This window comes from Bradyrhizobium sp. BR2003 (genome assembly GCF_009720285.1).
In the GTDB taxonomy this organism is placed as follows: domain Bacteria; phylum Pseudomonadota; class Alphaproteobacteria; order Rhizobiales; family Xanthobacteraceae; genus Bradyrhizobium; species Bradyrhizobium elkanii.
Window position 1 is genome coordinate 19,401 of record NZ_SMYJ01000011.1, and the last position, 18,482, is coordinate 37,882.

General features: G+C 65.1%; 19 protein-coding genes and 1 pseudogene. 17 read left to right on the top strand and 3 right to left on the bottom strand.

The window, feature by feature from the left end; genetic code table 11:
- The 10 genes and pseudogenes from E2I15_RS06375 to surE all read left to right on the top strand — a co-directional run bounded on the left by E2I15_RS06375 (position 1) and on the right by surE (position 9,440).
- A complete protein-coding gene (locus E2I15_RS06375; protein ID WP_137480876.1) occupies positions 1–1,467 on the top strand; it encodes an SPOR domain-containing protein in 1,467 nt (488 codons plus the stop codon).
- A 46-nt stretch (positions 1,468–1,513) separates the two neighbouring features.
- A complete protein-coding gene (nagZ, locus tag E2I15_RS06380) occupies positions 1,514–2,536 on the top strand; it encodes a beta-N-acetylhexosaminidase (protein WP_137480874.1) in 1,023 nt (340 codons plus the stop codon).
- Positions 2,533–3,354: a segregation and condensation protein A gene (locus E2I15_RS06385; RefSeq protein WP_050420355.1), complete on the top strand. Its 822-nt coding sequence runs from the start codon at positions 2,533–2,535 to the stop codon at positions 3,352–3,354. The genes nagZ and E2I15_RS06385 overlap by 4 nt, the downstream gene beginning before the upstream one ends.
- Before the next feature lie 22 nt (positions 3,355–3,376).
- Positions 3,377–4,225 (top strand): annotated as a pseudogene (gene scpB, locus E2I15_RS06390) (SMC-Scp complex subunit ScpB); the annotation flags it as partial.
- 183 nt (positions 4,226–4,408) lie between these two features.
- A complete protein-coding gene (locus tag E2I15_RS06395) occupies positions 4,409–4,642 on the top strand; it encodes a twin-arginine translocase TatA/TatE family subunit (RefSeq protein WP_016846882.1) in 234 nt (77 codons plus the stop codon).
- A gap of 160 nt (positions 4,643–4,802) precedes the next feature.
- Positions 4,803–5,303 (top strand): Sec-independent protein translocase protein TatB, encoded by a 501-nt coding sequence (tatB, locus tag E2I15_RS06400; protein ID WP_137480872.1) that lies wholly within the window; start codon positions 4,803–4,805, stop codon positions 5,301–5,303.
- Positions 5,300–6,097, top strand: coding sequence for a twin-arginine translocase subunit TatC (gene tatC / locus E2I15_RS06405; RefSeq protein ID WP_038388491.1), 798 nt, complete (start codon positions 5,300–5,302; stop codon positions 6,095–6,097). Before tatB ends, tatC begins: the two co-directional genes overlap by 4 nt.
- 185 nt (positions 6,098–6,282) lie before the next feature.
- The gene (gene serS / locus E2I15_RS06410; protein WP_137480870.1) at positions 6,283–7,614 is read left to right on the top strand and encodes a serine--tRNA ligase; all 1,332 of its coding nucleotides are present in this window, start codon (positions 6,283–6,285) and stop codon (positions 7,612–7,614) included.
- Positions 7,615–7,627: 13 nt separating this feature from the next.
- A complete protein-coding gene (locus tag E2I15_RS06415) occupies positions 7,628–8,608 on the top strand; it encodes a hypothetical protein (RefSeq protein ID WP_155262244.1) in 981 nt (326 codons plus the stop codon).
- A gap of 64 nt (positions 8,609–8,672) precedes the next feature.
- Entirely contained in the window at positions 8,673–9,440 is a 768-nt protein-coding gene (gene surE, locus E2I15_RS06420; RefSeq protein ID WP_137480866.1) for a 5'/3'-nucleotidase SurE, read from the top strand.
- A 113-nt stretch (positions 9,441–9,553) separates the two neighbouring features.
- On the opposite strand, the gene E2I15_RS06425 is transcribed toward surE, so the two are convergent.
- On the bottom strand, positions 9,554–9,931 hold the full coding sequence (locus tag E2I15_RS06425; RefSeq protein WP_026192734.1) for a response regulator: 378 nt from the start codon (positions 9,929–9,931) through the stop codon (positions 9,554–9,556).
- A 374-nt stretch (positions 9,932–10,305) separates the two neighbouring features.
- On the opposite strand from E2I15_RS06425, the gene E2I15_RS06430 reads away from it, so the two are divergent.
- Positions 10,306–10,962: a protein-L-isoaspartate(D-aspartate) O-methyltransferase gene (locus tag E2I15_RS06430; protein ID WP_170991642.1), complete on the top strand. Its 657-nt coding sequence runs from the start codon at positions 10,306–10,308 to the stop codon at positions 10,960–10,962.
- A gap of 110 nt (positions 10,963–11,072) precedes the next feature.
- Positions 11,073–12,464 (top strand): LysM peptidoglycan-binding domain-containing M23 family metallopeptidase, encoded by a 1,392-nt coding sequence (locus E2I15_RS06435; protein WP_137480864.1) that lies wholly within the window; start codon positions 11,073–11,075, stop codon positions 12,462–12,464.
- Between the two features lie 242 nt (positions 12,465–12,706).
- Here the strand turns inward: E2I15_RS06435 and E2I15_RS06440 are convergent, their stop codons facing one another.
- A complete protein-coding gene (locus tag E2I15_RS06440; RefSeq protein WP_137480862.1) occupies positions 12,707–13,690 on the bottom strand; it encodes an ATP-binding protein in 984 nt (327 codons plus the stop codon).
- Between the two features lie 190 nt (positions 13,691–13,880).
- Between E2I15_RS06440 and yajC the strand changes: the two genes are divergently transcribed.
- The 5 genes from yajC to E2I15_RS06465 are packed head-to-tail and all read left to right on the top strand — an operon-like array spanning position 13,881 to position 18,174.
- Complete coding sequence (gene yajC / locus E2I15_RS06445; protein ID WP_026192737.1) at positions 13,881–14,237, top strand: preprotein translocase subunit YajC; 357 nt, start codon at positions 13,881–13,883, stop codon at positions 14,235–14,237.
- Between the two features lie 40 nt (positions 14,238–14,277).
- On the top strand, positions 14,278–15,879 hold the full coding sequence (secD, locus tag E2I15_RS06450; protein WP_137480860.1) for a protein translocase subunit SecD: 1,602 nt from the start codon (positions 14,278–14,280) through the stop codon (positions 15,877–15,879).
- Positions 15,880–15,889: 10 nt separating this feature from the next.
- Positions 15,890–16,924 carry a protein translocase subunit SecF gene (secF, locus tag E2I15_RS06455; protein WP_038387096.1) on the top strand — a complete coding sequence of 345 codons (1,035 nt, stop codon included), beginning with the start codon at positions 15,890–15,892 and terminating at the stop codon, positions 16,922–16,924.
- 6 nt (positions 16,925–16,930) lie between these two features.
- Positions 16,931–17,314: an Mth938-like domain-containing protein gene (locus tag E2I15_RS06460; RefSeq protein ID WP_137480858.1), complete on the top strand. Its 384-nt coding sequence runs from the start codon at positions 16,931–16,933 to the stop codon at positions 17,312–17,314.
- A complete protein-coding gene (locus E2I15_RS06465) occupies positions 17,311–18,174 on the top strand; it encodes a phytoene/squalene synthase family protein (RefSeq protein ID WP_137480856.1) in 864 nt (287 codons plus the stop codon). Before E2I15_RS06460 ends, E2I15_RS06465 begins: the two co-directional genes overlap by 4 nt.
- Here the strand turns inward: E2I15_RS06465 and E2I15_RS06470 are convergent.
- Positions 18,171–18,455, bottom strand: a complete 285-nt coding sequence (locus E2I15_RS06470; RefSeq protein ID WP_137480854.1) for a DUF1488 family protein — start codon at positions 18,453–18,455, stop codon at positions 18,171–18,173. The genes E2I15_RS06465 and E2I15_RS06470 overlap by 4 nt on opposite strands.
- Positions 18,456–18,482 lie beyond the last annotated feature (27 nt).

Sequence of the window (18,482 nt, forward strand, 5' to 3'; positions counted from 1 at the left end):
ATGGCTGATCGATATCAGGACCGACATTTTCCCGCCGACACGGCTTCCAAGGCCGACAGCGATCCGCTTGCCGAACTGGCACGGCTGATCGGCCAGACGGATCCCTTCGGCTCCGCCAACAAGCCGCCGCCGCGTCCGCTGCAGTCGCGCGCCAACGCGCGGCCGCAACAATACGAGCCGCAGGCCGCGGACGAGGATGCGCCGCCCGCGGGCCCGCCGCCCTGGATGCAGCGCGCGCGGAAAGAGGCCGTCGCTCCGCCTCCCGTGCAGAACACCGAAGACGAAGAGCCCGAGCACGACTACCAGCCGAAGCCGGTGCATCCGTTGCACCGCTATGCGGCGCAGCAAGCGCAGCCCGCGCCTGCGCCTGTGGCGCAATATCGTCCGGTCGAGGCCCCTCGACAGCCGGAGGCGTTTGACGAGGAGCCGCCCTATCAGGGTGGCGGTCAGAATCAGGATTCGTCGCGCTATGACGACGCGCTCTATGGCCAGCTGGAAGCCGGCGATCAGGACTTACAGCGCGATCCCGCCTATCCGGACGATCCGTACGCCTTTGACGACGCCTACGAGGAAGAACCCGAGCCCCGTCGGCGGCGCAGCGGCCTGATAACGGTCGCCGCGGTGCTGGCGCTTGGCGTGTTCGGCGTCGGTGGCGCGTATGCCTACCGGACCTATGTCGGTTCGCCCCGCAGCGGTGAGCCGCCGATCATCAAGGCCGACAACACGCCGACCAAGGTGATCCCGGCCCAGGCCGACGCGCCGGCCAAGACGCCGGACCGGATGGCGACGGGCGACGGCACCGAGAAGATCGTGTCGCGCGAAGAGACGCCGGTCGACGTCAATTCGAAGACCGCCGGACCGCGCGTGGTATTTCCGCCGCTGAACGCCAATGCGAATCCGCCGGCGCCCGCCAGCGTGCAGACGGCGCAGCCGGCGCCGGCGCCGGTCACCGCCAACGGCACGTTGCCGAACAACGAGCCGCGCAAGGTCCGCACCCTCTCGGTCAAGGGCGATACGCCCGATGGCACGCAGGCCACCGCGACTGTGCCGGCGAAACCTCCGGCGGCGGCGAAGCCTCCAGTGTCGCGCGGCAACCCGGCTGCGGCCAATGCGAGCGTCAACTCGCCAATGTCGCTGGTTCCCGGCCAGGCTGAAGCGGCTCCGGCCGCGCCTCCGACCCGGGTGGCCTCGACCTCGGCGGCTCCGGTCGGTGGTGGCGGATATCTGGTCCAGGTGTCTTCGCAGAAGAACGAGGCGGACGCGCAGGCGTCGTACCGGACGCTGCAGGGCAAGTATCGCAGCGTGCTCGGTTCGCAGCCCTTGGTGGTGAAACGCGTCGATCTCGGCGAAAAGGGCGTTTACTACCGCGCCTTCGCGGGCCCGTTCGCATCGTCGGAAGAGGCGAGCCAAGTGTGCAAGAGCCTGATGTCGGCGGGTGGGCCGCAGTGCCTCATCCAAAGAAATTAAAGGCCGTTTCCTTGACCCGTGAGCTGCATACGGCCTAATCGGCCGAATGACGAACCGCGCATTCATCACGGGCATATCCGGGCTGATCCTCAACGACGCCGAACGCGAATTCATTCGCGCCGAGCGGCCATGGGGCTTCATCTTGTTCAAGCGTAACATCGAGAGTCCTGCCCAAGTGGCGGCTCTTGTTGGGGAACTCCGGTTCGCAGTCGGCGTCACCGATGCTCCTGTCCTGATCGACCAGGAAGGCGGGCGGGTGCAGCGGCTCGGCCCGCCGCATTGGCCGGCCTATCCGCCGGGCGCGAGCTTTGGAGCGCTCTATGACATCGATCCGAAGCTCGGGCTTGCGGCTGCCCGGCTCAGCTCACGGCTGATTGCGGCCGACCTGATCGACCTTGGAATTACGGTCGACTGCCTGCCTTTGGCCGACGTTCCCGTGGCCGGGGCAGATGCGGTGATTGGCAACCGGGCCTATGGAACTGAACCCGGCAAGGTCGCGGCGATCGCCCGGGCAGTCACGGACGGACTGGAACAGGGCGGGGTCCTGCCGGTTCTCAAGCATATTCCCGGCCACGGCCGGGCCACGGCGGACAGCCATTTCCGGCTTCCGACGGTTGATACCGCCAGGGCCGAGCTGGAACGGACCGATTTTGCCGCGTTCCAGCCGCTTGCCGATCTGCCGATGGCCATGACTGCACATGTTGTGTTTAGCGCGCTCGACCCCGTCCATCCGGCCACGACTTCTGCGACAATCATCAAACAGGTGATTCGCGGCCTGATCGGGTTCCAGGGTTTGTTGATGAGTGATGACGTGTCGATGAATGCGCTGGCCGGATCGATTGCCGAGCGGACCCGCGCCATCGTCACCGCCGGTTGCGACATGGTTCTGCACTGCAACGGCAATATTGACGAGATGCGCGAGGTCGCACGCGAGACGCCGGAACTGACCGGCAAGGCGCTTGAGCGCGCCACGGCGACGCTCGCCGCGCGCAAGCCGCCTCAGCCGCTCGACCGGCAGACGGCACGGGCTGAACTGAATGCGTTGTTGGATCGGGTAGGGACGGCATGACCGCTGAAATTCTTTCGTTTGATACCGGGCGGCCGGCCGACCTTGCCGAGGGCGAACCGGCGCTGGTGGTCGACGTCGAGGGCTATGAGGGCCCGCTCGACCTGCTGTTGACGCTGGCGCGGCAGCAGAAGGTCGACCTGTCGAAGATCTCGATCCTCGCGCTCGCCGACCAATATCTTTCGTTCATCGAGGCCGCGCGCAAGATTCGCCTCGAGCTTGCGGCCGACTATCTGGTGATGGCGGCGTGGCTGGCGTTCCTGAAGTCGCGGCTTCTGCTGCCCGAGCCGCCGAGCGCGGAGGGACCGAGCGCCGAGGAAATGGCGACCGCGCTCGCCAACCGGCTGCGCCGGCTGGAGGCGATCCGCGAGGCGGCGAACCGGCTGATGAACCGGCCCCAGTTTCAGCGCGATATCTTTCCGCGCGGTAATCCGGAATCGATCGCCGAGATCAAGCATCCGAAGTTCACCGCGACCCTGTACGACCTGCTGTCGGCCTATGCCACGCAGCGCCAGTCGCGCGTTCTGACCACGGTTCATCTGCAGAAGCGTACCGTGTGGTCGCTTGCGGAAGCGCGCGCCTCGCTGGAGCGGCTGGTCGGCATCGCCGAGGACTGGAGCTGCCTCGACGAGTATCTGATGAATTACGTCGCCGATCCCACCCAGAAGGCGACGGTGTTCGCATCGAGCTTCGCTGCGGCCCTCGAGCTGGTTCGCGAGGGCGAGATGGAAATCAACCAGAAGCAGGCGTTCGCGCCGATCTATTTCCGAAAGCGTCAAGCGCAAGCCGCAATGGCGGCGCCGGACCTGTCGGTTGAGTAAGTGGAAGAAGGAGAGCAAGCCCATGGCAAGCTTGGCGGAAGTGCGCAGAGAAGAGCCCGAGGAGGAGGTTTCTCCTATGGACCCGGTGGCGCGTCCTGAGGAATTGCGGCTCCTGGAAGCCCTGTTGTTTGCATCGGCCGAGCCGATCGATCAGGCGACGCTGGCAAAGCGGATGCCCGACGGCGTCGACGTCAAGGCGGCGCTGGCACAGTTGCAGGCGGAATATGCCCCGCGTGGCGTCAACCTGGTGCGGGTCGCCAACAAGTGGACGTTCCGCACCGCCGGCGATCTGTCGTGGTTGATGACGCGCGAGAGCACCGAGACCCGGAAGCTGTCGCGTGCCGCGATCGAGGTGCTGGCGATCGTCGCCTATCACCAGCCGGTGACCCGCGCCGAAATCGAAGAGATTCGCGGCGTGGTTACGTCGAAGGGCACGATCGACGTGCTGCTCGAGACCGGCTGGATCCGCCCGCGCGGCCGCCGCAAGACGCCGGGCCGTCCGCTGACCTTCGGAACCACCGACGCTTTCCTGTCGCAGTTCAGCCTGGAAGCGCTTGGCGACCTGCCGGGGCTCGAGGAACTGAAGGGCACGGGTCTGCTCGACTCGCGTCTGCCGACCGGATTTTCCGTTCCGTCGCCGTCGGATGATGCGACGCTACGGGAGGACGAGGAGCCGCTCGAGCCGGGCGATACGCTGGAACTGCTGCTGGCGCCGGCCGTCGAGCCGGAAGTCGAGGAACCGAAGGCTGATGCCGAAGCGACTGTGGAGGTTGAAACCACCGCCGAGGCCGAGGTCGAGGCGGACGTTGCCTCTGACGCGGATTCGGCCGAGCCTGACGCTGGCGAGCCGGAAGACCGGGCCGACCACGCGGGTGATGATGCCAACACCGAGGACAAGGGCGAATAAGCCTGAATATTCCCGGTTAAGCCTAGCAATATTACGTAGCCGCGACAGCGATTTGCCGCGGCCTAGGTCCTTGTTTTTGACACCCCGCGGGCCTACCTTCCGGCAAAGTTCAGGCCGGTCCGCCGGCCATTTCTGGAGGGTTGCAGGATGGGTTCGTTGAGCATTTGGCACTGGATCGTCGTGATCGCAGTGGTCCTGCTGCTGTTCGGACGCGGCAAGATTTCGGATCTGATGGGTGACGTCGCTCAGGGCATCAAGGCCTTCAAGAAGGGCATGCAGGACGACGACAAGGTCGCCGAGAAGACCGAGCCCACCAAGTCGATCGATCACAATGCGGCGACGTCGGCCGCGCGCCAGGACGTCGGCAGCAAGGCCGTCTAACGCGCTTGTACTGACGCATATTTCGACGTTTTTTCTTGCGCGAAACGGTGACGCCGTCGCACAGACGCGCTATGGACGCCGATTGAGAAAAGGCGCCGGCAGCTCCAGCTCCTGTGAGGAGCGATGGGGCCGATGGCGGCGCGCTTAGGCGGAAGAATTCATGTTCGATATCGGGTGGAGTGAACTGGTCGTCATCGCGGTCGTCGCGCTGATCGCCATCGGCCCGAAAGAACTGCCGGGCGTGCTGCGCATGGTCGGGCAATGGATGGGCAAGGCCCGCAAGATGGCCTCCGAATTCCAGGGCCAGTTCCAGGAAGCCATGCGCGAGGCCGAGATGGCCGACCTCAAGAAGAGCTTTGACGAGGTCAGGGAGGCCGCGACCGGCATCACCAGCGGCAACATCATGACCTCGCTGCAGAAGGACGTCAGCGATGCCCTGCAGATCGACAAGCCGGTCGACGCGCAGGTCGCGTCCGCAATCGACGCACCGGTTACTCCCACGACTCCCGCCGAGCCGACGCCGGACACCTTCGTCGAGGCCGAGACGCACGTTGCCGCCACCGAGCCGCTCGCGATCACCAATGAGGTGAAGGGCGAGCCGGCGCCGCAGGACGTGACGCCAGCGGAGTCCAATTCGCGCAAGGACGCGAGGGCGTCATGAGCGCCGAAGACATCGAGGCCAGCAAGGCCCCCTTGATGGATCACCTGATCGAGCTGCGATCGCGGCTGATCAAGGCGCTGCTCGGCTTCGGCGTGGCCTTCATCATCTGCTTCTTCTTCGCCAAGCAGATCTACAATGTGCTGGTCTGGCCGTTCGTCTGGATCGCCGGCCCGGAGAATTCGAAGTTCATCTACACCGCGCTGTTGGAATATTTCATAACCCAGCTGAAGCTTGCGCTGTTCGGCGCGGGCTTCATCTCGTTTCCGATCGTCGCCACCCAGATCTACAAATTCGTCGCGCCCGGTCTCTACCGGCATGAGCGCAACGCCTTCCTGCCGTATCTGATCGCCACCCCGGTGTTCTTCGTGATGGGCGCGGCGCTGGTCTATTTCGTCGTGCTGCCGATGCTGGTGCGGTTCTCGCTCGGCATGCAGCAGGCCGGCGGCGCGGAGACCGCGCAGATCCAGCTGCTGCCCAAGGTCGGCGAATACCTTTCGCTGATGATGTCGCTGATCTTCGCCTTCGGCATCGCGTTCCAGCTGCCTGTGATCCTGACGCTGCTCGGCCGCATCGGCATCGTCACCTCGAAGATGCTGAAGGAGAAGCGGCGCTACTTCATCGTGATCGCCTTCATCATCGCCGCCGTGCTGACGCCGCCCGACGTGCTGAGCCAGGCCTCGCTCGCGATCCCGCTGCTCGCGCTCTACGAGGGCGCCATCATCGCGGTCCGGATCGTGGAGAAGAAGGCTGCCACCTCGACCGCCTCGTCCGGGGCGACCAATCCGGCCGAATAGGGTGATTTCGCCTCACAGTCGGTATCATACCCCGCGAAAGCGGGGTATCCAGTACGCCGCGGCTTCCCGGTGACGCACCGACGTCTCTGGAATACTGGATCACCCGCTTTCGCGGGTGATGACCATCGTGGTAGTGGAGCTACATCACCGTAGTTTACCTACGCGTAGCCTGCCAGGACTGACCCATGCACGACATCAAAGCGATCCGCGACAACCCGACGGCCTTCGACGCCGGCCTGAAACGCCGCGGGCTTGGGCCGTTGTCGCCGTCGCTGCTGGCGATCGACGAGAAGCGGCGTGCGGCAATCCTGGCGTCCGAGCAGGCCCAGGCGCGGCGCAATGCGGCCTCGAAGGAGATCGGCGAGGCCAAGAAGGCAAAGGACGAGGCGCGTGCGGCCAAGTTGATGGCCGAGGTCGCTGAGCTGAAGACCACGATGCCGGAGCTCGAGCTGGCGGCGAAATCGTCCGATGACGAGCTGACCAAAGAGCTGTCGTCGATTCCGAACCTGCCGCTCGACGAGGTGCCCGACGGCACCGACGAGCACGGCAATGTCCAGCACCATGTGTTCGGCAAGAAGCGCGACTACGGCTTTGCACCGAAACTGCATGACGATCTCGGCACCGCGCTCGGCGATATGGATTTCGAGGCGGCGGCGAAATTGTCCGGCGCGCGTTTCGTCGTGCTGAAGAAGGGGCTGGCGCGGCTCGAGCGCGCGATCGGGCAGTTCATGCTCGACCTGCACACCGGCGAGCATGGCTATACCGAGATCAATCCGCCGCTGCTGGTGCGCGACGCCGTGATGTTCGGCACCGGGCAGTTGCCGAAATTCGAGGACGACCAGTTCTGGGCGATCAAGGGCGAGTTGCTCGCCGCACCGAATGCCGATCTGCGCAGCGAGCGCCTCGGTCTGATCCCGACCGCCGAAGTCTCGCTGACCAACCTCGCGCGGGAATCGATCCTGGATGAAAAGGAGCTGCCGATGCGGCTCACCGCGCTGACGCCGTGCTTCCGCGCCGAGGCCGGCGCGGCGGGACGCGACACACGCGGCATGATCCGCCAGCACCAGTTCACAAAAGTGGAGCTGGTATCGATCACGACGCCGGAAGCCAGCAAGGATGAGCTCGAGCGCATGCTGTCCTGCGCCGAGCAGGTCCTGCAGAAGCTCGACTTGCATTATCGCGTGATGACGCTGTGCGCCGGCGATATGGGCTTCTCCGCGCAGAAGACCTACGACATCGAGGTGTGGATGCCGGGGCAGGGCGACGGCGGCGCCTATCGCGAGATTTCGAGCTGCTCGGTGTGCGGCGATTTCCAGGCCCGACGCATGGACGCGCGTTATCGCGGCCCCGACGGCAAGCCGCGCTTCGTGCATACGCTGAACGGCTCCGGCACGGCGGTCGGGCGGGCCTTGATCGCCGTCATGGAGACCTATCAGCAGCAGGATGGTTCGATCGCGGTGCCCGATGTGCTGCAGCCCTATATGGGCGGGCTCAAGGTCATCGAGCACGGCATGTGAGGCGAGGGCCAGTGTGATGCCGCTCCATCGTGACATCCACTGGCTTGGTCGACAATGGGCCGTCACGGGCCACGGTCTGCAGCTGATCAATCAGAAGCAGATGGGCTACTACGACATCGAGGCGGCGCGCCTGTGGGACGCGCGCGTGACCGAGGTGCAATCGAAGGCCTGGATCGACAGGCCCGACTTCGACAAGGCGCTGGAGATCGCGCGCGGCAAGTTCGCCCAGATGGCACCGGCCGATCTGCCGCCGCCGGCACCGATTGCTTCGCCGCCACCGCCGGTCCGGGCGACGCCGCCGGCCGCGCCGCGCGCGCCGCTTGACGCGACATCGGTGCCTTCGATCGAGGAACTGCTGGCCAGGCTGAAATCAAAATCGGCTGCAACGACGCCGGTCGCAAAACCGGCCGAGGCGCTCGCTCCGGTGCCGCCCAAGCCCGAACCGTCCAGGGCTGAGCCTTGCGCGTTTGAAGCTCCGAAGGCCGAAACTCTCACGACCGCACCCGCCAAGGCCGATTCCATCACGGCCGATTCCATCAAGTCCGAGCCCCCCACATCGGAGTTTCCGAAGCCCCCCAAGCCCGAGCCTCGCCAAGCCGCACCAATTGCTCCTGAGCCGGCCAGGCCGGAAGCTCGGAAGGTCGAGCCGCCCAAGGTCGAAGCTCTCAGATCTGAAGCTCCCAAGTCTGAAGCTCCCAAGTCTGAAGCTTCCAAGGCTGAAGCGCCAAGGCCTGAACCTGCCAAGCCCGAGCCTCCAAGGTCAGAAGCTGTCACGTCCCGGGGGGGCGGGGCCGAACTGCGCCAGGCCCCACGGGTTAAAATACCGGAAGCGCCGCAGCCAGCGCCCGTTGTCGCGGTCGTTCGGCGGCAGGCCAGACCGGCCTGGCCGGTGTTCGAGCGCAAGATTTCCGGCAGCGCGCGATTTGTCCGTCCATGGCGCGTGACCTCGGCGCGATGGCACGGGCCATCGCCAGGTTTGCCTCCGCGGCCCTAGCCGGTTAAGACGGCCACCAGCATAGGAAACCCGCGTCGAATCGGAACAAGAGGCACTTTGACGGATGCGAATTCTCTGCACCAATGATGACGGCATCCACGCTCCAGGCCTGCAGGTCGTCGAGCGGATCGCGCGCGCGTTGTCCGACGATGTCTGGATCGTTGCCCCCGAGCTCGATCAGTCCGGCGTCTCGCATTCGCTGTCGCTCAACGATCCGCTGCGTCTGCGCGAGGTCAGCCCGCGTCATTTCGCGGTGCGCGGCACGCCGACCGATTGCGTCATCATGGGCGCGCGCCACATTCTCGGAGACAAGCTGCCCGATCTCGTGCTGAGCGGCGTCAACAAGGGCCGCAACGTCGCCGAGGACGTGGTCTATTCCGGCACCATCGCCGGCGCGCTGGAAGGCACCATTCTGGGCTTTCCGTCATTTGCGCTGTCGCAGGAATTCTCGATCGAGACGCGCAACGCGCCGCTGTGGGACACTGCGCTGAAATTCGGACCCGACATCATCCGCAAGGTGATCGGCGCCGGCGTCCCCAGGAACACCGTCATCAACGTCAACTTCCCCTCCTGCGTGCCCGATGACGTGAGGGGCATCCGGATCACGCGGCAGGGCAAGCGCAATCAGGGATTCTTGAAGATCGATCGCCGTCACGACGGACGCGGCAATCCGTATTTCTGGATCGGCTTCGAGCGCGCTGCGATGATGGACACGCCGGCCGAAGGAACCGATCTCGCCGCGCTTGCGGCGCGCTACGTCTCAGTGACGCCGCTGCGGCTCGACCGCACCGATGAAGCATTCTCGGAAACGCTGCTTGATACGCTGAAGTGAGCTGGTTTAGCCCGGATGCAGCGAAGCGAAATCCGGAGCTGCTCGCATTGGGTTCAAGATTCCCGGATTGCGCTTCGCTGCATCCGGGCTACGCGCCTCCAATGCGGTGAGATCTAAACCGGCGCGCCCTTCATCGCGCTGGAGATCACCTGGGCCAGCGTTTCCAGCTGGAAGGGCTTTTGCAGCGCGGGACGGTCGCGATACTCCGGCGGCAGGCCGGACGAGCCATAGCCGGTCGCGAAGATGAAGGGGCGGTTGCGCGCGTTGATCAGCTCGGCGACCGGGGTAATCACCTTGCCATTGACGTTGACGTCGAGGATCGCGAGGTCGAATTCGGTCGATTGCGCAAGCTTGACCGCTTCGCCGATTTCGCCGGCCTCGGCCGCGACGCTATGGCCGAGTTCCTCCAGCATATCGGCGACCATCATCCGGATCATGACCTCGTCCTCTACGAGGAAAACTGAACAGCCCGCCGGCCGTATCGCTGTCATGATGGAATCCTTGCCCTTCCCTGAATCAGGCTCGCAAATAACATTACAGCGCGCAATGCAAACGTTTGGGAATTGGTCCCTTTCCAGCGCGCAGCAGGGTTTGCCGCATCGCCTTGGCTGACCTTGTTGCGCAGGATTTGCCCAACAGCCGACGAGGTATGTTGGCTCTACCAGAGCCCGATCTGCACCACCCAGACGTTAACCCACGCGTCGTCGCGATTATATGTGATGCAGCCGGGCCGGCGCCAATGCGAAACCGGGCGACGGTTCCCGGCCGGGAACAAAACGCGACGGGAAATTTTTCCTTAACGCGGTATTTCGGATTTCAATGGCATCTAGAGGGCGAGATTCCGCGCTGCTCCCCAGAGACGCTGATGAACATGGCCGTGAACCCCGATCCGACCGAGAAGATGATGTTTCAGCTGACCCTGCGGCGGCGCGGGGTGAGCGATCAGGCGGTGCTGCGTACGATGGAGGAGGTGCCGCGCGAGGTCTTCGTCGATCCGCGCGATCGCAATGAGGCCTATCGCGACAGCGCGCTTGCGATCGCCTGCGGGCAGACCATCAGCCAGCCTTTCGTCGTGGCCTACATGACCGAGCAGCTGCAGCTGCAGAAGGACCATCGCGTGCTCGAGATCGGCACCGGCTCGGGCTACCAGGCGGCCGTACTGTCCCGGTTGTGCAAGCAGGTTCTGACCATCGAGCGCTACCGGACGCTGGCCGACGGCGCCCGCAAGCGCCTCGAAAAGCTGGGCTATTACAATATCGAGGTGCTGCTAGGGGACGGCTTCGATGTTCCGGCCGGGGCAGGTGACTTCGACCGCATCATCGTTACCGCGGCGATGGAGCAGATACCGGAGAAGCTGCTGGAGCGGCTCGAACCCGGCGGCATCCTGATCGCCCCGGTCGGGCCGCATCAGGGTATCCAGACCCTCGTCCGCGTGGTGCGGACCGAGAACGGCTTCGACCGCAAGGAATTGGTCGACGTCCGCTTTGTGCCGGCGCTGCCGGGAATCGCGCGCGAATTGTAAATTTGGCGATTTGCTGCTTGGCACCAACGCCTTATTCGCAGGGTTAAGCGGTTATTTACTCGGTACGTGTTTACTCAAAACAGTCTTTTGTTGCGTACGAGTGAGTAACCATGTCTGGGGTTGTTGAGTTGCTTCGCTCGCGTCGCGTGCCGCAGGTTGCGGTGCTGACGCTGATGTCTATGGCTTTTGCCGGTTGCAGCGCCGATATGTCGTCGCGCTTCTCGCAAAACTCCTACTCGCAAAATCCTTTTGCGTTTGATCCGCAGCCGACCGGCACCGTGCAGCAGGCGCCGCCGCCGCGCGAGTTGCCGCAATACGCGCGGCCGCGAACGCAACCGCAATATTCGCAATATCAGTCACAGCCGTTGCCGCCGCCGGTCGCGGCAGCGCCGCAGTCCTACCCGGTCACCAATGCCAATGCCGGCGTCTCCGGAGGAGGGCGCGGGGTGTCGTCCTACACGCCGCCGCCCGCGCGTCCGCAGATCGAATCCACCGGCACCGTTCCGCATTCGGTCGCAGCAGCCCATGCCGGGCATAACGGCACCACCATCATCGTCGGCACCAGCGACACGCTGGAAGTGCTGGCGCGCCGCTACAACGTCTCGACCGCCGAGATCCTGCGCGCCAACGGCTACAAGGGACCGCGCGCGCTGTCGCCCGGCCAGCAGTTGGTCATTCCGCGCCCGACCGCATCGGCCGCGGCGCCGGCGATGGCCGCACCTGCGGCGCGTCCCGTCGCGGTGGCAGCCGCGTCTGCCGGCGTCCACTATGTCAATCGCGGCGACACGCTGCACAGCATCGCGCGCCAGCACCACATTCCCGTGGCCGAACTCGCCCGCGCCAACAATCTCGACCAGTCGGCCCGGCTGAGCCTCGGAATGAAGCTCGTGGTGCCCGGCGCCAAGACGGCGATGGCGGCACCTGCGCCCGTTGCGCAACCTCTTGCTGCCGCGCCGGTTGCTGCAGTGGCTCCGGCACCGGCGGTCGCAGCCCCGAAGGTCGTTGCAACCGCGCTGCCGCAGCAGAGCGCGCGGCTGGTCCAGCCGACCGCGACGGTCGAACAGCCGGCGGCTGCCGCTGAAGCGCCCGTCGTCACCAAGTCGAGCGAGGCCACCGGCGCGTTGCCGACCTTCCGCTGGCCGGTGCGCGGCAAGGTCATCACCGCCTACGGCTCGAAGACCAACGGCAAGGTCAATGACGGCATCAACGTCGCGGTGCCCGAGGGCACGCCGGTGAAAGCGGCCGAAGACGGCGTCGTCGCCTATTCGGGCAATGAGCTGAAGGGTTACGGCAATCTCGTCCTGGTTCGCCATTCCAACGGCTACGTCACCGCCTACGCCCATGCGAGCGAAATCCTGGTGAAGCGCGGCGATACCATCAAGCGCGGTCAGGTGATTGCCAAGTCGGGCCAGTCCGGCGAGGCGGGCTCGCCGCAGCTCCATTTCGAGATCCGTAAGGGATCGTCGCCGGTCGATCCGCTCCAGTTCCTCAACGGCGCGTAAGCTACGCGTCGGGACTTCAAGGGACTTCCAAGTCTCACAACAAAGACAGCGGGGGTGGCGCAAGCCTCCCCCGCTTTGTTTTGTCGATTGCCGCGGTGATTATTTGCCGCTCAGCCGCGTAGCCCGGATAGAGCGAAGCGAAATCCGGGAGCTCAGTCGCGGAGTGCACGATCGCGAGTGCGCTGCGCTCCATCCGGGCTACACAGCCGACGACGGGAGGGGCTATCCCTCCCATGGCCTGTTTAATTGCCGCTCAGCCGCACGCCGAGCCGGCCCGCGAGCTCCTGCGTGTACTGCCAGGCCACGCGGCCCGAGCGCGAGCCGCGGGTGGTCGACCATTCGAGCGCCTCGCGCTCGAGTTCGTGCTCGGCGATCTTGATGCCGTAATGGTCGCAATAGCCCTTCACCATCGCGAGGTATTCGTCCTGGCTGCAGCGGTGGAAGCCGAGCCAGAGGCCGAAGCGGTCCGACAGCGAGACTTTCTCCTCGACCGCTTCGCCCGGATTGATCGCTGTCGAGCGTTCGTTTTCGATCATCTCGCGCGCCAGGAGATGCCGCCGGTTCGAGGTCGCATAGAGGATGACGTTGTCGGGGCGCCCCTCGATGCCGCCTTCCAGCACGGCCTTCAGCGACTTGTACGAGGCATCGTTGCCGTCGAAGGAGAGGTCGTCGCAGAACACGATGAAGCGGAAGGCGGAGCTGCGCAGCAGCTCCATCAGGCCGGGCAGGCTCTCGATGTCCTCGCGATGGATCTCGATCAGTTTCAGCCGGTCGGCCGGCCTGCGGTCGAGATTGATGCTGGCATGCACCGCCTTGACCAGGGACGACTTGCCCATGCCGCGGGCGCCCCAGAGCAGCGCATTGTTGGCGGGCAGGCCGTTGGCGAAGCGCTCGGTGTTCTCCATCAGGATATCGCGCATCCGGTCGACGCCCTTGAGCAGGCTGATCTCGACGCGGCTGACGCGCGGCACCGGGGCGAGGCGCCCGTCCGGATGCCAGACGAAGGCGTCCGCGGCGCCGAAGGTCTCGGCCGGATCGAGGGCCGGTGAGGCGTCCGCGAGGCGGCTGGCGATGACCTCCAGGGCGTTCGCGATCCGCTCGGCCGCTGCGCCGTCGAGCGCCGTTACCGGGCGTTTTGTCGCGGCGTTTTCAGCACGCTTGGCGGCAGCCTTGGGGGTGGTTTTGCGGGTTGCTTTACTGGTCGTTTTCTTGGCTTTTTTCGGCATTTGTCCAGTTCCTGACGGCGCAGCCTTATCGGGCTGGCGGCGGTCCCGCAAGCGCCCTAAATGAAGGTGCGTTAACGTTGCAATTGGGACCGCGGCCGCTATAGTCCGCGCGAATTTGTCCGGACCGCCATACCGCCCCGAATCCGAGGGCGCTGCCGGTTCTTTCCCGTCTTATCCGAGGATCGTCCGAATGCTGATTACTCCTGCGTTTGCCCAAGCTGGAGCGACTGGTGACACCAACAGCATGTTGATGTCGCTGCTGCCATTCGCGCTGATCTTCGTCATCATGTACTTCCTGATTCTGCGCCCGCAGCAGAAGAAGGTGCGCGACCATGCGGACCTCGTGAAGAACATCCGCCGCGGCGACACCGTGGTGACCTCGGGCGGCCTCGTCGGCAAGGTGACCAAGGTGGTCGACGACGACCAGATCGAGTTCGAGATTTCGGACGGCGTGCGCGTGCGCCAGATGCGGCAGATGATCTCGGGCGTGCGGACCAAGGGTGAGCCGGCGAAGGGCGACGCCAAGGACGAGGCGTCCGCGAGCTGATTGCCGCGGAGCCTCTTGCCGAATCTGACAGGTCAATTCGATGTTGTATTTCACGCGGTGGCGAGCGCTGGGGATTATCCTGACAGCGCTGGTGGTCTGCCTGTGCGCCGTGCCCAATTTCTTCCCCGAGGCGCAGGTGAAGACCTGGCCGGCCTGGGCGCAGCGGCGCCTGGTGCTCGGCCTCGACTTGCAGGGCGGCTCGTATCTGCTGCTCGAGGTCGACTCCAACTACGTGAAGAAGGAGAAGCTCGACCAGATCCGCGACGATGTCCGCAAGGTGCTTCGTGAGGCCAAGATCGGCTACACCGGCCTCAACACGCGCAACGACGCGGTGGAAGTCCGCATCTCCAAGGAAGGCGACCAGGCGACGGCGTTGTCGAAGCTCCGCGAGCTGTCGCAGCCGCTTGGCGGCCTGCTCGGCTCCAGCGGCCAGCGCAGCCTCGAGGTTGCCGATGCCGGCGGCGGCCTGATCCGCCTGACGGTCCCGCAGGCCGCGATCACCGAGCGTATCCGGCAGACCATCGAGCAATCGATCCAGATCGTCGAACGGCGCGTCAACGAGCTCGGCACGGTCGAGCCGGTGATCCAGCGTCAGGGTACCGACCGCATCCTGGTCCAGGTGCCGGGCCTGCAGGACCCGACCCGCCTGAAGGAACTGCTCGGTAAGACCGCGAAGATGGAATTCCGCATGGTCGACACCTCGGTGTCGCCCGACCAGGCCCAGCAGGGCCGGCTGCCGCCGGACTCCGAGCTCTTGATGAGCGCGTCACCGCCGCCGGTTCCGTATGTCGTCAAGAAGCAGGTCCTGGTGTCCGGAGGCGAGCTCTCCGATGCGCAGCCCGGGTTCGACCAGCGCACTGGCGAGGCGATCGTCAGCTTCAAGTTCAATACGTCGGGCGCCCGCAAATTTGCGCAGGCGACCGCCGAAAACGTCGGCCAGCCGTTTGCAATCGTGCTCGACAACAAGGTGATCTCGGCACCCGTGATCCGTGAGCCGATCACCGGCGGACAGGGCCAGATCTCCGGCAGCTTCACCGTGCAGTCAGCCAACGATCTGGCGATCCTGATGCGCGCCGGCGCGCTGCCGGCCCCGTTGACCGTGATCGAGGAGCGCACCGTCGGTCCCGGCCTCGGACAGGACTCGATCGAAAAGGGTGAGCTCGCGGCCTATGTCGGCTCGATCCTGGTCATCGTGTTCATGCTGATCACCTATCGGCTGTTCGGCGTGTTCGCCAACATCGCGGTGGCGATCAACGTCGCCATGATCTTCGGGCTGCTGTCGCTGCTCAATGCCACGCTGACCTTGCCCGGCATCGCCGGCATCGTGCTGACCGTCGGTATCGCGGTCGATTCCAACGTGCTGATCTACGAGCGCATCCGCGAGGAATTGCGCGGCGGCCGCAACGCGATCTCGGCGATCGACGCCGGCTTCAAGCGGGCGCTGGCGACCATCCTCGACTCCAACATCACCACCTTCATCGCCGCAGCCGTGCTGTTCTACATCGGCACCGGTCCGGTGCGCGGCTTCGCCGTGACGCTCGGCATCGGCATCATCACCACGGTGTTCACCGCGTTTACCCTGACGCGCCTGATCGTCGCCGGCTGGGTGCGGTGGAAGCGGCCGCAAACCGTGCCGATCTGAGAGGCCTGTTGTGACTCATACCGTTCTCATTGGCCTTGGCATCCTGATCGCCGTCCTGACCGTGGTTGCGGCGCTCGGCCTGCTGCCGGCGCTGCGCATCGTACCGGACGACACCCATTTCGACTTCACCCGCTTTCGCCGCATCAGCTTCCCGATCTCGGCGCTGCTCTCGATCCTTGCCATCACGCTGTTCTTCACCCACGGCCTGAATTTCGGCATCGACTTCAAGGGCGGCACGCTGCTGGAGGTGCAGGCCAAGTCCGGCACCGCCGACATTGCCGCGATGCGCACCACCTTGAACGGCCTTGGCCTCGGCGAGGTACAGCTGCAGCAGTTCGGTGGTCCGGCGGAAGTCCTGATCCGCGTCGCCGAGCAGCCCGGCGGCGACAAGGCGCAACAGGATGCGGTGACGAAAGTGCGCGGTGCGCTCGGCGAATCCGTCGACTACCGTCGCGTCGAAGTGGTGGGGCCGCGCGTCTCCGGCGAACTGCTGGCCTACGGCATGATCGGCCTGATGTTCGCGATCATGGGCATCCTGATCTACCTTTGGTTCCGGTTCGAATGGCAGTTCGCGCTCGGCGCCATGATCGCCAACGTCCACGACATCGTGCTCACGATCGGCTTCATGTCGATCACCCAGGTCGATTTCGACCTCACCAGCATCGCGGCGCTGCTGACGATTCTCGGCTACTCGCTCAACGACACCGTCGTGATCTACGACCGTATCCGCGAGATGCTGCGGCGCTACAAGAAGATGCCGATGCCGCAGCTGCTGAACGAATCGATCAACTCGACGCTGTCGCGTTCGATCATCACCCACGTCACCGTGACGCTGGCGCTGCTCGCACTGCTGCTGTTCGGCGGCCAGGCGATCCACAGCTTCACCGCGGTCATGATGTTCGGCGTGGTGCTGGTCGGCACCTACACCTCGATCTTCATCGCGGCGCCGATCCTGATCTATCTCGGTGTTCACACCACGCGGGGCGGAGAGGCGGCGCAGGACGCGCCGGCCAAGAAGCCGGACACGGCGGCAGCCAAGAAGTAGCCGGTCATGAGCAACTCCTCGGACGCTCCCCATCTTCCGAGGTCGGCGCCGATCGAGGCCTACGGCAAGGGCGGCTTCGCTTTTGCCGATATGTCGCATCGCGGCTCGCTGTTGTGCCTACCTGACTCGATCTGGGCCTGGCCGGTCACCAGGCCGCAGGAGATCGACGAATACTCGCTGCAAAAGGTGTTCGCGGCCGCCAACGCGATCGACACGCTGATCGTCGGCACCGGCACCGACGTCTGGGTCCCGCCAAAGGACTTGCGCGAGGCCCTGCGGGCCGTGCGGGTGGTGCTCGATCCGATGCAGACGGGACCCGCGATCCGCACCTACAACATCATGCTGGGCGAGCGGCGTCGCGTCGCGGCGGCGCTGATCGCGGTGCCATGAGCACGACGGAGGCACCGAAGGACGGCGGGGCCTTCTGCGCCGATCTGGTGCGGAGCCATGACTTCGTGCGCTACGCGTCGACCTTGTTCCTGCCGGGTCCGGAACGGCGGGCGATACTTGCGATCTACGCCTTCAACATCGAAGTCTCGCGCGTCCACGAGCAGGTCAGCCAGCCGCTACCCGGCGAGATGCGGCTGCAATGGTGGACCGACATGCTGGCCGGCGCGGGCCATGGCGGCGTCGAGGGCAATCCGGTCGCGGCAGAACTGCTGCACACGATCCGCAATCACCGTCTGCCAGTCTCGCCATTCTCGCTGCTGGTCGAAGAGCATCAGTTCGATCTCTACAACGACCCGATGCCGTCGCTGACCGCGCTCGAGGGCTATCTCGACGCCACGGCCTCAGTGCTGTTCTCGCAGGCCACGCGCGTGGTGGCGCGGCCGTCGGAGGCGATCGATCACCTGGCCCGTCATGCGGGTCTTGCCCAGGGCATGGCGCAGGTCATCGCTTCGCTCGGCCGCGACGCCTCACGGCAGCAGCTGTTTCTGCCGTTGCAGCTGCTGCAGCAGCACGGCGGCAGCAAGGAGGACGTGTTTGCCGGCAAGGTGACGCCGAACATCCGTGCCGCGATCGATCAGCTTGCGGACGAGGCCCAGGGCCATCTCAAGACCGCATTCGGACTGCTTGCGGATGTCCCGTCCGGCGTGAGGCCGATCTTTCTGCCGCTCGCCCATGTCAGGCGCGAGCTGAACCGGGCGAGGAGGGAGGACTACGACCCGTTCCTGCCGAAGCCGGTCTCGCGCCTGCGCACGCTCTGGACGTTGTGGCGAGCCGCGCGCACGGAGGAGTTCGGTCGCTAGCTCTGCTCTTTCGGGATGTGCTTGGTGAAGATCCGGATCGTTGCGCCTCTGACCATCGGGCCGCTGTCATAGAGGTCGGATGCGATCTGCTCGACCGCGTCGCGCAGCGCAACGAACTGGGCTTGCCGCGCCATGCTCGCCGTTCCGCGCGTGCCGGCCAGCTCGTCCAACGCGGCGTCGCTGATCTGGCATTCGATTTCCTGGTCGCCGTTCATCATGGTGAATCCGAACGCCAGTCGTTCGGAATCGTATCCCCCGATCCGGCCACGGGTGAGTGGCATTAAACTTGTCCCTTGAGCGCGCTACCC